Here is a 12,620-nt window from a genome sequence, read left to right as displayed (position 1 = left end):
TTGCCATTTTTTTGAGTTGAATTAGCGAAAGGTGAATTAACAATGTCTACATCTCCTTTGGGTTTAAATGATTATTTACGTCCTCCCGAAACGTTGGGACGACAGGGAATGTTAAAAGTGGGATCGCCTCTGATTCAAACTGCACAATTAATGTTATCCCAAACTGTAGAAAATTCAGAGAATTTGTTCACTTTTCAAGAGAGTTTATCGGGTTCAGAAACTCCCCAAAAACCCATCTCTATAATTAATAGATTTGTCGATGATGACTCCGAGTTAGAATCTACATCAGAAGCGAATATTAACCGCAATATTTATGAAAGTACAGAAGAATCTGAAACTCACCCTTCCCCAGAAGAAAACCTGCAAAATAACCCGCTTTCAGAACTTCATCCTCGCTTGGGTGAACAATTAATTCAAACTCAATCTCGAATTCTCACCACGATTTCTGATAAAAAACTTTCTCCGCAAACACCCGAAGACTCAGAAAGCCAATCAATAAACAATAAATCCGATAATTTACCCGTCGTTCAACCCAAATGGTCAGGCGATATTTCTCAACCTATTTCTAATTTTAGTTCTACACAATCTATTGATTCAACTCCAGAAAATCAAGCCTTTCCAATTCAACCGAGTGTGAATTCCGAAAACTTAACCAATCTAAATCTGATACAATCCCATTCACCTTTAATTCAACAATCAGATTTGATTGTATCTCCAAAAACTTCAGAACCTTCACCCGAGAAAACTGATTTTCAAAATGATGAAATACCAGAACCTTGGTCAAGTCAATTTAATCTCAGCGCCGAAAGTGTTCCAGCAACAGACAATGTACAAAAGTCATGGTCAAATCTGACGGAACTTATCGATTATGAGAACTTCAACCCCTCATCTAATTCTCAATTGACTTCAGAGAGTTCAAAATTGATTACAAGAGAACAAAAAGAATCTATTCCAGATAGTCCAGCATCGGTTTCAAGTTCCCCAACCCAAGCGGAAAAAGTAATGGGAGAACGCGAAGAACCCGTTTTAATTGATGAGGAACAGTTGGAAATGTTAGCGCGAAAAGTTTATAATTTATTGCGACAAAAGTTAGAAAGAGAACGAGAAAGTCATCATTTCAAAACTGATGGTTCTCTAGCTTGGGTGGATACTATCAGTCAAACAAATCCCGTAAAAGCATCCGCATTTTCCTCAAATACATCTCCGGTCGGACAGCTTCAAACCCAAACCGGATCGACGGTTTCATTAGTCAATTATAAATTACAAATACTCACCCGAAAAGTTTATCAACTATTACAATTTAAAATAGAGACAGATCGAGAACGTTTGGGATTTTATTATACGGGTAATATCCCCCGGTAAACAATGTAGATTCTTAATGATTTTTCAAGGAGACTATTATGACACAGCTTGTTAAAGCCACTCTAAAATGTCAGGATAATGCACCGGATATCGTCTTTATGTTTAACCCCGGAGAATTGGTATTTGAGGGGGTCGTAGAAACCGCAGATAATCCCGGTTCGCGGAGTCAAGATCGCGGAATTCCTAAAGTCAGCTTTTCGCACACCAAAGCCTACAAAGTGACAATTAATAATATTTTATTTGATACCTATGAAGCCGGAATTAACGTGGTAACAGCTTTTATTGAACCCTTTCGGAAAGCTGTAGAATTTGCGAAAGGAAAAGAACGTCCGCCAATTTATATGTTAATTTGGGGAAATCAAGTTTATCTTCGGCGATGCTTTATCGAACGACTCAACTATAAACTTACAATGTTTCTCAGCGATGGAACCCCCGTGAGAGCAGTTATCGATAGTTTAACCCTGAAAGAGGTAGAAGATACTCAGCCTTCCGGGTCGCTTCGAGTTGACGATAAAATTGATAAAGTCTCCGATCAAGTTTCTACAGTTCGTCGTGAAAATGATAGTTTAAATAATCGTAAAGATAAGAAACGCAAAAAATAATCGGCAAATTCGGTCTTAAATTCATCCCAATCTCAATCGAATCAACAACTCTTTTTAAGAATTAACTCCTATGACATCAGGAAATTATCTCGCACTTCCGAAAGTTTCTATTGAAGGTCAATCCGCTGAAAAAATGAAGCTGGTTTTGGAAGATGTAGTTCAAATCATTGTCGAAGAAAGTCTGCATCTACCCGCAATGTTCACCATTGTAATTAGAAATGACTATTTCCCGGGTCGTCAAGAGGAAAAAAAGTGGAAACATCAAGACCTGCTACAATTTGGCAAAAAAGTTAAAATAGGTTTTAGTTCAAGTACAACAGAATCTCAAGACTTTAGCGAAGAAAAAGAAGAATATTTAATAGAAGGAGAAATTACAGCCATTGAAACCCATTTCACGGAACAATCCCAAGCGCCGATTGTAATTCGAGGTTATGATATTTCCCATCGTTTACATCGGGGACGGTGGAATCGTTCGTTTCAAGGAATGACGGATAGCGATATTGTCAAGAAGATTCTGGCTGAAGTTGTTATAGAACCCGGTCAAATTGATGAGAGTGGAATTCCCCACGAGTACGTTTTTCAAAACAATCAAACCAACATGGAATTTTTGCGAGAACGGGCTGCTAGAATAGGATTTGAACTGTTTGTTCAAGATGGAAAATTAAACTTTCGTCGCCCAACATCGACTCAAAAAATAAAACTCACATGGCTGACAGACTTGCGTAGTTTTCGAGTGCGCGTTACCAGCGCCGAACAGGTTAAAGAAGTCAATGTTAGAGCTTGGGACTACAAACAAAAAAAGCCAATTGTTTCGACTCGTAATTCTGAAAATGTTCTCACAACAACCCAAAATGGTCAAGGGAGTGTGGCAATTTCTGAATTTAAAGGAAAACCGACCAAACCGACAGTTTATGTTATCGATCAACCCATTTCTACACCCAAAGAAGCGGATGCTATCGCCCAAGCTTTATTTGATGAATTGGGCGGACAATTTGTTTACGCAGACGCTCAAGCCGAGGGAAATCCTAACATTCGACCCGGACGAACGGTAATATTAGAAGAGTTAGGAAAACACAGCGGTTCCTACTACGTGACGGAGACTCGCCACACCTATTTTGAACGAGTATATACCACCGAGTTTAGTGTACGGGGATTGCGCGGAGGCGATTTATTAACAACACTTTCTCCCCCTACCCGTCTTCAACCCGGACAAACTTTTTTAGTTGGAATTGTCACCGATAATCAAGATCCCGAAGGGTTGGGGCGAGTCAAAGTTTGGTTTCCCACCCTCACCCCTAAAACCGGAGAAAATGCCCACGCGAGTCATTGGGCTAGAGTTGTAGCAATTGGTGCGGGAAAGGGACGAGGATTTGACTGTTTGCCAGAAATTAATGATGAAGTATTAGTTGGATTTGAGCATGGAAATATTCACCGTCCTTACATTTTAGGAGGGGTTTGGAACGGTAAAGATCTTCCTCCAAATCGAGTCGCTGAAAGCGTTCAAAATAGTAATGTCCGAGTGCGAACATTCAAAACCCGCACGGGTCATCAAATTCAGTTTATAGAAGAAGATCAAGGGAATAGTAAAGCGGGTGTTTATATTCAGACAACAGACGGACATCAGATTCGGTTAAATGACACCGAAAAGGCTATCGAAGTTAAAACCAAGGGCAAACATGAGTTACGATTAGATGATAAAAATAATTATATTGAAGTGAAAACTCCAAGTCATACATTCAGGATGGATCGTACCGGAATTAGCTTGAACTCAGCAGGTAAGATTGATATCCAAGCGCGTGGAGTTATTACTGTTAAAGGAGCATTGATTAAGTTAAATTGAATTCTATCATTACAAACTATTAGACTGGAGCATTTGCCAGTTGTTCATCACTATAACCGATAATTAACCAGTCACCGCAGCGAGAACAATACTCATTAATGGGTTCGCGCAGCGGGTTTATCGGGTACGGACTTGCATTGATGCGGGGAAGTTGGTGAGAGTGTGAAAGTAGTGGTTGAGGTTGATGGGAGGGGGTGAGTGCGATCGCTTTGGTTTCCCATTGAGATTTCTCGCCTTCCCTATTTAACGGCAGTTTGTCAGGAAACCTTGCGACTTTATCCTATTGTACCATTTGCTTTAGCCCGAATTTCCATCCAAAATTTAGAAATTATGGGCCGTCAATTTACAGCCGGGACAACGTTCGTTCCCTGTATTTATTCGACCCATCACCGAGAAGATTTATATCCGAATTCCAAACAATTCCAACCCGAAAGATTTTTACAGCGTCAATATAGTCCCTACGAGTTTCTTCCGTTTGGGGGCGGGGTGAGGCTGTGTTTGGGTTATGCTTTGGCGATGTTGGAAATGAAGTTGGTTCTCGCTTCAATTTTATCCAAGTACAATTTAGAATTGGCGAGTCATCAACCGATTAAACCCATGCGTCGCGGCGGTACGCTTGCTCCTTCCAACGGAGTTCCTTTGAGGGTGACGGGTTTTCGCTAATTGGCGGGGTTTTCAGTCTAAACTTAGAGCGCAAACAATAAAGCACGTTGTCAGCGTCACAACAATCCAAACCATAACTTAAGATGAAATCCATCCGCCGATTTTTGTTATTAATAGGATTAAGTGGTGTAATTACAATAAGTTGCACATCCGACAATTCTCACCGTGATTTGAGCCACTTAAGCGAAGTCTCTTCCCCAATTGCCAGGACTCCCGCTTCTGAACCCACACCGTTACCAAAGTCAGAAACTTCGTCGGCGACTCCAACCCCAACCGAAAACACCGCACCCGATATTTGGGAGCAAATGAGACAGGGAAGGGGGTACGTCGTTGCAATGCGTCACGCTCAAACCGTTGCGGGAACGGGCGACCCGCCGGGATTTGAACTCGATAATTGTGCGACCCAACGCAACCTCTCACAAGCGGGTCGAGAACAGGCGACTCGCATCGGTGAAATCTTTCGCGCACGCCAAATTCCGATTCATCAGGTTTTATCAAGTCAATACTGTCGTTGTTTAGACACAGCAGAACTGTTGAATTTAGGGGAAGTTGAGCAATTTCCCGCCTTAAATTCAACTTTTGAGGATCGCACCAACGAAGCCGAACAAATTGCCCAAACTCGTCAGCAAATTGTAAACCATCAAAACACATCGGGAGTCATAATTATGGTGTCGCATTTTGCGAATATTCAAGCGCTCGTCGGGGTGGGTCTGTCCCAAGCTGATAGCGTCGTCGTCAAAGCCAATTCTCAAGGAGAGTTGGAAATTGTGGGACAGATTGAAGGTTTGTAGAATCCAAACTCCACCGTTTAGAAATTCCGGGAATTTAATTGGCTCTTAAATTCAATTTGTTAAACTCTCAAGAGTTCTAACAACGGATGTATTGATGAAACTTTGTTCGGATGGCAATATTAATCACGCAACCGCCCATCAGGTTCCCCTGAAAATTGGGCAAAGGGACGCAGTGGTTGTTCGGTTTGTTGATTCCCATCACCGCTCTTTTTCTTGGTCGGCGATCGCTTCGGGGTTATCAACTCAAGCTGATTTTCGACAACTGTGGAATCAAACTTGGGCGGATATTCCCTTCGACTTTCTTTGGCAACCCGTTCCGATTCATTCCAATTTTAGCACAACCCATCCTTTTGATTGTAATTCGGTTCTTCGGTACTTGTTATGCTAAACTATTAGTAAACTTTGTCAAATAAGTAAGTATGAAACGAGAGCTTACTAAAATTCTCAAATTGCCCGGAGTAATAGTAAAATCCAAGAAAGAAATTGAAAAAACTCTAATTTTAGAGGTAGAAGCCTGCTCTAAAATAGCTTGCTGCCCAGGTTGCCAGAAAGTTAGTGATCGTCTACACTCGTTTTTGTTAGTGCAGATGTGGGTTTTAAACTGCGAGAAGTAGCCACAGAAACCGTATCAGACGGAGAAACAATAAAACTTTCTAAAGGGCGTTGACGTCGATCGGGAGCAACCCAACGCACAGTAGAATCTAGTTCCTCACTTCGCGCCCCTCCTGCGGAATGACAGCAGTCCAAAATAATCACCAAATGAGGATTTTTTTGGGAAACTTGGGCGATCAAATGGGCGAGTTCTTTATCGGCGAGATCCCATCCGTTCTCCGTTCGACTATCCCAACAAACAAGAGTTTCATCGAGGCGATCGGGTTCTACAACCCAAAATTCTGGCGGAGATTCTTCTTGAGAACCATGACCACTGTAATAAAATAAAGCTATATCTTCACTTTCCGCTTGGGTAAGAAAGGTTTTAAAACTATTAATAATTGCTGAACGAGTGGCTTGTTCTTCGGTGAGAATTTGCAGATGAAGTTGATAGTCTTGTTGAGTAATACGCTGTTGTAAATATGCTGCGATCGCCATCACATCATTAACGCACCCTTTCAGGGGAGGAACGGGATCGCGGTAGTTATCTATCCCAACCAGTAAGGCGTAAAGATTACGAGTCATGGTATGCTTTGGCTCTTTGTTGTATCATTTGAATATAATCTGAATTGACAAGTTCATTCAACTCTCGTTGCAGATCGGTTTGATTATTTTCTATCTCCTCATTTAACGGATCTGATCTCGAATTGCGTTGAGAGTTGCGAGGGGGAAGCGATCGGGGTGTTGAAGTGACTTCGCCCGAAATTTCTCCCTCTTGTTTGCTTCTCGGCGTTGGAGTTGTTCGCAGGTATTCTTCTCGTTGTCTCATGGCTTTTATCAATTGCCGAACCAATGAAATAATTGTTGTTAAAATTCCCTCGGTTCCGGTTTCTATTCGATCAAGCTTTTGCAGAATTTGATGATAATTTCCTTGCAAAATTAAACTCATCCAGTCTCCGATATGACGAATCGAAGAATTTAAAGCTTCAGTTTCTTCTCTCTGTTTTCGAGTAAACTCCTGTTCAAGTTTCAAGGCGAGTTGAATTGATTTTAACGTGGTTTCAATTTCTAATTTATCCCAAGTTTGACTCTCCGATAAAAACTTAAAATCTTCTTCGCTTAAACTTTTATCTTTCGCCCAAGCCAGCGCTTCTTGCAACGCTTGTCCTCGCAACAGTCGAGATTTATCCTCACCGTTTGAACGCTTCCACTGAAGAAAATTTTCCGCATAAGGTCGCAAGTTACTAAGACTCTGTTGCACCCAATTTTGATTAAAAATTTCGGCATAAATGGGATTAAACACTTTCAGCTTTCCCTGGTGTCTTTTCACCAATCCCGATAAACAAAGTTCAAGTTGTTCGGGTGTTCCTTCGGCTAAAATTTCCCCTTGCTGTAAAATTTTTTGGTAGAGTCCGAGTAATCGACCGGCACGCTGTTCGTTAAATAAGATTCGATCTCGAATGGTCTTTAAATGTTCGGGTTCATCGTGAATTTCCCACTGTTCAATAATCCGGGTTCGCACCAATTCATCCACCGATTCTATTGGATTTTTTCCCCGATCTAAAGCGAAGTTAGAGGTCCGGATTAGCTGGCACAATTTTTGAGTGATAAACGGTTGTCCTCCCGTCCAAAATAGTATTTTATCCAGGAGTTTTTCGGGATTTTGATGATACCCAACCAATCCTGCTGCTAACGGTTGAACTTCTGTTGGCTGAAATCCGTTAAGTTCAATCGCTTGACCGATATTAAAGGGAGTTTGGGTTTTATTGACAATCAATTCGGAGGGACTTGTTACACCAAAAAGAGCAAAATTTAAACGATAAAAGTTTGCATCTTCCGCCCGATTTTCGTAACAGGATCGAATTAAAATAAAAAAATCTTCTAGGGAAAAATCAAAACTTAAAAGGCTGTCAATCTCATCGAATAAAATTACAATTTTGTGAGAACAATTTAAGAATAAAATTTCTCTAAAAAAACGATAAATTCTTTGAGAAACTGGCAGATCTTCTAGTTGATTCCACCAGGTATTTCGATTAATTTTAGTTTCTAGATTTAATTTATTGACCAGTTCATAAAATACTCCTTTATACCACTTTTCCGGCGTCACATCCTGACTTCTAATCTGAGAAAGATCAATCGCCGCACATTGAATATTTTCTGCTTCTAGTCTTTTCATTGTCCGAACTCGCAGGCTAGATTTACCCATTTGTCGGGAATTAAGCACGTAACAAAATTTTCCAGCTTTCAACCCTTCATACAGTTGATCGTCTGCTTGTCGGATTACATAACTGGGTGCAGAAGTGGATAAACCTCCTCCGACTTGATATTCATAAGTTGAGTTCAGATCTTGACTCATTATTTTACCTCTAAGTATTGCTCAAAATACTGACGATAAAGTTCACAGCTTGGAACCACATTATTTCCCTGGTATTTAACTAAACCTAAACTTTTTAATTGATAAGCAAGTTTGGGGTTTAAGTTAACTGCATCAGAGGAACGAACAACTTCCCCCAGAGCCGCTTCTAACTCGGGATACTGTTGTAAATTCAATAAATGTCCGCGTAAATGATTGCAATAAATTCCCGATTCAGTTGTTGCTTTTCTGCACAGTTCTACTACAGAAATTTCTTGACGGACGAGGCGATAAAATGCTCGTTGTAATAAGTAGGGATGTCCTCCAACTAAGTTAATCAATTGCTCTATTTCAGCAGTTTGTAAGTTTAATCCCTGTTTTTGAGCAAATTCTTGTACCTCCTCAAAAGTTAATTCAACTAACTCAATGGGTACGCCCACATTAAAGGGGGATTGATTGATATTTAAGGGAATATAAACTTCTGTTGCATGAGCAATAGCTAACCTTAATTTTTGCCAGATTGGATAACTTTTAGCTTCATCATGGAATACCCGCAACAGTCCTAGAAAATCGGAAGCAATTTGAGATGAAGAGAAAATTCGATCTAGGTCATCCAACCCCAAAACTAAAGCAATATTGATTTTGGGCAATATATATTGTTCAAAATAAATTTTACAATTATAATTGCTTCCCAAGTCTTCTTCCCAATACTCTGAGAGTTTATTGGTGAGTTTAAGTTGCTGACAAACCACCGCACAAAACCAGCGTAAAAACTTATTCAAGTCCTGGGAAATCGTGCCATCTGCAAGTTGTAAGTTTATATAGACCGTTTGATAGTTATTTTGTTGTCCATAATTTAAAATATCGTTGAGCAGAGCAGTTTTTCCCATTAGCTTGGGGGCTTTAATCCGAATCAGCGAGCCGGGTTTTATCAGAGTTTTATAACAGTCTGATTCAATTGAAGAACGATTAATATAATTGGATATTTCTGTATTTGATGGGGAAGATAGAGAACTTTGTATAGGCTCATCTGAAATCGAAATCTCACTATTTAAAGAATTGTCTTCAAAATCTGCAATTGTTTGTAAGTCTAAATTCAAACGCTGAGTAATTTCGTAGAAGTTGAGATAATCTACAGGTTTTCCATTGAGAAAGTTGCTTACAGTTGAACGAGCCAATCCTAAATCTTCAGCCAAATCTACCTGTCTAGCAAAGCCATTTTGCTTGACAGCCAACTTGACCTTTTCTATGTATTGCAAGTGAACCTTCAGAGAGCGGGGCATGATGCCACTTTACCAATATATGGGAATAAAATCAGGTTGAATAGGAAGCATTTCATTATAGCAATTTTTAATCGCACTGGCAAATCAAAAATTAAAATCGAGTATTGAAAAACGTTACCTCAATAGAGTCTTGCAAGAACGCAGTTTACCTCCCTCACCCGATAAAAATGAGGTGATTCGGGGCGCGAGTATTTTTCGAGAGGGCGATCGCCTGACAGCACGCTCACGGAACGTATTATCCAATTAACCAATGATTATTTGATTGCGATCGCTGTTGACCTGGAAATGCCCTACGAAACCGTGAAAACTTACGCAAAATTGGCACGTCGGGCATTGCGTCAGGAGGATTGAATTTTTCAGTTGAGGCTGAATTTCTTCTCTTCAAACCCCACTTAGAAAGAGCAAACAGATGCCCACAAGTCATCTGAAGAAAGGGTTCTTGTTTGTGCAATGTTTGGGTTTTATCGAGAACGCTAATAATTTCAGCAACGGGTTTTAAATTCCCCCTCTCCGAACAAAATTCGTGCCAAACCGGAAGCGGTTCCTGTGCGTGAACTAATAATTAAATAGTGGGTACAAGCTTCTAACACGGGGATTTTCTCCGGTTGTACCATTCCGCCAACATCAACAATGACCAGTGTTTTCTGGCGTCGCAGTTGCAGAATGGCTTGGGCGTGGAGCGTCGGCGATGATCGCCATGAGCATTCTACAATCTGTCGCCGCCGGGGTGGGGACCGAAGCGATGAACAACCGCCCGGAACTCGCCGGCCGCAAAGCAACCGAACAGATCGAACGTCAAACCCAAACCCTCGAAAATATGCCCGCCACCAGCCACGCCTACGAAGGCGCCGGCCGAGAGTACCAGGCGGCTTTGCTGGAGTTTCAACGGATGTCTCGCGGCGATAGCAACTGGAATACCAGCTACGTTCGCCTGTACGGTCCTTGGGGAGATCGCGATCGCGATTGGAGCGGAGTCCCCTTTTTCAACAGAAGATCTTTAATCTTAGAAAAAAACAGCGATTGCGCTGTCGCGCACGCTACGCGAACGCCAAACTAAAACTTCACTTTGGATTCCCATCGGTCAATCTGAAGTTTAATAATGAAACTGGCGATCGCCCACGATATAAAATGATAGCGATTGCGCTGACGCGCACCCTGCGCGATCGCCAGTTTTTTTGAAATTTTATCTATGGATAGTCTAATTAAAGAACTCAAAAAAGTCTCCGCACTGCCGCAGTCAGGGGAGAAGGCATCCTTTATGGTTGGTTCTATTAATAGTAGTTTTGGGAGCCATGCAGGGATATTTGGGGTATAGGGCAATAGGATATTTTGCCAAAGCCAATCAACAGCTAATTATTAAAAAATTCAAGATTTTATCCCCAATAGCAATCAATCTCTTTAGATTTTTAGGATTTTTATCCATTACTGAAGCTCAAAGATGGCTTAAGAACAGGTGGTCTAGGCTTTTTGTTTTGCTAGAATGAAACGGCCCGGCGGTTGTTGATTTTAAAAAAATATCTTTTCAACCAAATACTAGAGACAGGATAAGTCTTCTAACGCCCCAGAGGAAATTTCACGAAACATTTTTTAGATGTGTTGTTTCGTCTTTTAATGATACATAGATGCAAGATTTTAAAACCCGTTCTCAGAAATTTAGGTTGTATTCTTGCGGTTGAATTGATGATTCTATTGTACACCCCTATGAAAATAGGGTATTCCAAAGAAACCGCCCCAACTGACGCCAACTTTCGGCGATCGCTTCCTTTGCTTTTGGATGAAGTTCAATTCTGTTTTTTCGAGTTAAATTAGACGTTGGTGGGTTTCTTTTCTTGTTCAGTTTTTTCAATCCCAAAAATAGGCTGTTCGCTAAACAATGCTCCGTGATAAGCGCCTCCTGTGAAGCGGTCGATCGCGATTCGGCTTTGCACTAATTCACACGTATTTTCCCATTTTAGGATCGAACACCCCAACCGCTCCAAACAAATGACTAACCTTGTGGGCCAGCACAAAAGCGACAGGCATACTACAGGGGCCATTAATCCGCAGCAACTCTCCCCTTCTTGGCGTGGAAGTTGCGATCGCTTTCACTTTCCCAGTAACTCACCCGTTTATTTAGAGTATTTTTTCAACAATTGAAAAGGCTCTACCGTTGAGCGAGTATGTAAGCTTCATCCATTCGGGCATCAAGTGAGAATTCGGGTGAGAAATTAAAGTTCATAAACCGTTCAAAAAAGGATTAACGAAGCTGACTAAAAATGAATTTTATTTCTTTTTTACTGCACTGCTTTTTTTCAGCAGCATAAACCCTTTGTCCCTTGATGGTTGTTGCATATCTATCCGTAATTACTCCCCGAAGAACATCCCTCACAGATGCTTCAGATGAGCATGGAAACGCTTTGAACGTAATCAAATACCAGATGTTTTTGATATTGTGATACTGACGAAAATCATCTAGGATAACTACATCGGTTTCGGGTTTCGGTTGCCGTCGTTTCCAGGGTTTGATCTCAGCCAAGCACAGAATTCCTGTCTCTGGATGCACGTACAAATCATCTCTCCAACGGCTGTCTAGCGGTTGACCCCATCTGCGGCCAGACGTTCGGCAAGGAACGCCATCGATCAACTCAACGTGCCGTTCAACGTAGTCCCACACATGGTGTAAAACGTGCTGCCCCGTCATGCTGTTGCTGTCTAGACGCTGGCACAGTTCGCTATAAACCTGATTCCAGGGTTGCCCCACTTTGGAGCGCAGAAATCGACGTAGCGGCCCGAGATGATCCGAGAGGAATTTGGTTTTATATCTATTTCTGGACTTGATTCGATAGGGACTCAGTAGCCCATCCTGACTGGCTTCTTGAGTAATTTTATTTAATTCTTTTTTGAAACCTGTCATTTTTTTCGGGCTGATTCTCGTTCCACTGCGAGAACGTTCAATCACAATTTCATTCAAACGATGTTCGCTCATACTTGGGATTTTTAAAAAACTTTTTTCGGATTAATTGTTTGCTGTTAATGTGTTTAGGTTTTGAACTGAATAATCTCATTGAAATCACCTCGTAAATTAGGTTTTGAAAGTTCTATGAAAAGTTGAAAAATCACTTCGTGCAAGTTGAAAAATGAAAATTTGGAGACGGC

At 41.1% G+C, this 12,620-nt stretch carries 12 protein-coding genes; 7 read left to right on the top strand and 5 right to left on the bottom strand.

Annotated elements, in window-relative coordinates:
- Positions 1 to 42: 42 nt before the first annotated feature.
- The 6 genes from ACL6C3_RS12835 to ACL6C3_RS12810 all read left to right on the top strand — a co-directional run bounded on the left by ACL6C3_RS12835 (position 43) and on the right by ACL6C3_RS12810 (position 5,646).
- Positions 43 to 1,362, top strand: a complete 1,320-nt coding sequence (locus ACL6C3_RS12835) for a hypothetical protein (RefSeq protein WP_413167552.1) — start codon at positions 43 to 45, stop codon at positions 1,360 to 1,362.
- A gap of 38 nt (positions 1,363 to 1,400) precedes the next feature.
- On the top strand, positions 1,401 to 1,964 hold the full coding sequence (locus ACL6C3_RS12830) for a hypothetical protein (protein ID WP_413167551.1): 564 nt from the start codon (positions 1,401 to 1,403) through the stop codon (positions 1,962 to 1,964).
- Between the two features lie 70 nt (positions 1,965 to 2,034).
- Positions 2,035 to 3,804: a VgrG-related protein gene (locus tag ACL6C3_RS12825; protein ID WP_413167550.1), complete on the top strand. Its 1,770-nt coding sequence runs from the start codon at positions 2,035 to 2,037 to the stop codon at positions 3,802 to 3,804.
- Between the two features lie 198 nt (positions 3,805 to 4,002).
- Positions 4,003 to 4,467, top strand: coding sequence for a cytochrome P450 (locus ACL6C3_RS12820; RefSeq protein WP_413167549.1), 465 nt, complete (start codon positions 4,003 to 4,005; stop codon positions 4,465 to 4,467).
- 83 nt (positions 4,468 to 4,550) lie between these two features.
- Positions 4,551 to 5,258, top strand: coding sequence for a histidine phosphatase family protein (locus tag ACL6C3_RS12815; RefSeq protein ID WP_413167548.1), 708 nt, complete (start codon positions 4,551 to 4,553; stop codon positions 5,256 to 5,258).
- A 94-nt stretch (positions 5,259 to 5,352) separates the two neighbouring features.
- Positions 5,353 to 5,646, top strand: a complete 294-nt coding sequence (locus tag ACL6C3_RS12810) for a hypothetical protein (protein ID WP_413167547.1) — start codon at positions 5,353 to 5,355, stop codon at positions 5,644 to 5,646.
- A gap of 164 nt (positions 5,647 to 5,810) precedes the next feature.
- Here ACL6C3_RS12810 and ACL6C3_RS12805 read toward each other — a convergent pair whose 3' ends face one another.
- The 3 genes from ACL6C3_RS12805 to ACL6C3_RS12795 are packed head-to-tail and all read right to left on the bottom strand — an operon-like array spanning position 5,811 to position 9,485.
- The gene (locus ACL6C3_RS12805; protein ID WP_413167546.1) at positions 5,811 to 6,434 is read right to left on the bottom strand and encodes a caspase family protein; all 624 of its coding nucleotides are present in this window, start codon (positions 6,432 to 6,434) and stop codon (positions 5,811 to 5,813) included.
- Positions 6,424 to 8,205: an AAA-like domain-containing protein gene (locus tag ACL6C3_RS12800; RefSeq protein WP_413167545.1), complete on the bottom strand. Its 1,782-nt coding sequence runs from the start codon at positions 8,203 to 8,205 to the stop codon at positions 6,424 to 6,426. Before ACL6C3_RS12800 ends, ACL6C3_RS12805 begins: the two co-directional genes overlap by 11 nt.
- The gene (locus ACL6C3_RS12795) at positions 8,205 to 9,485 is read right to left on the bottom strand and encodes an AAA-like domain-containing protein (protein ID WP_413167544.1); all 1,281 of its coding nucleotides are present in this window, start codon (positions 9,483 to 9,485) and stop codon (positions 8,205 to 8,207) included. Before ACL6C3_RS12795 ends, ACL6C3_RS12800 begins: the two co-directional genes overlap by 1 nt.
- 637 nt (positions 9,486 to 10,122) lie before the next feature.
- Between ACL6C3_RS12795 and ACL6C3_RS12790 the strand changes: the two genes are divergently transcribed.
- Complete coding sequence (locus ACL6C3_RS12790; protein ID WP_413167543.1) at positions 10,123 to 10,542, top strand: hypothetical protein; 420 nt, start codon at positions 10,123 to 10,125, stop codon at positions 10,540 to 10,542.
- Between the two features lie 748 nt (positions 10,543 to 11,290).
- Here the strand turns inward: ACL6C3_RS12790 and ACL6C3_RS12785 are convergent.
- Together ACL6C3_RS12785 and ACL6C3_RS12780 are read right to left on the bottom strand one after the other, a co-directional pair.
- On the bottom strand, positions 11,291 to 11,413 hold the full coding sequence (locus tag ACL6C3_RS12785; RefSeq protein WP_413167541.1) for a hypothetical protein: 123 nt from the start codon (positions 11,411 to 11,413) through the stop codon (positions 11,291 to 11,293).
- A 308-nt stretch (positions 11,414 to 11,721) separates the two neighbouring features.
- Positions 11,722 to 12,450: a hypothetical protein gene (locus ACL6C3_RS12780; RefSeq protein WP_413167540.1), complete on the bottom strand. Its 729-nt coding sequence runs from the start codon at positions 12,448 to 12,450 to the stop codon at positions 11,722 to 11,724.
- Positions 12,451 to 12,620: the final 170 nt, after the last annotated feature.

Source organism: Capilliphycus salinus ALCB114379, assembly GCF_047276495.1.
GTDB classification, from domain to species: domain Bacteria; phylum Cyanobacteriota; class Cyanobacteriia; order Cyanobacteriales; family Microcoleaceae; genus Capilliphycus; species Capilliphycus salinus.
The sequence above is the reverse complement of the archived record's forward strand: the minus strand, read 5'-3'. Positions and strand labels throughout refer to the sequence as shown.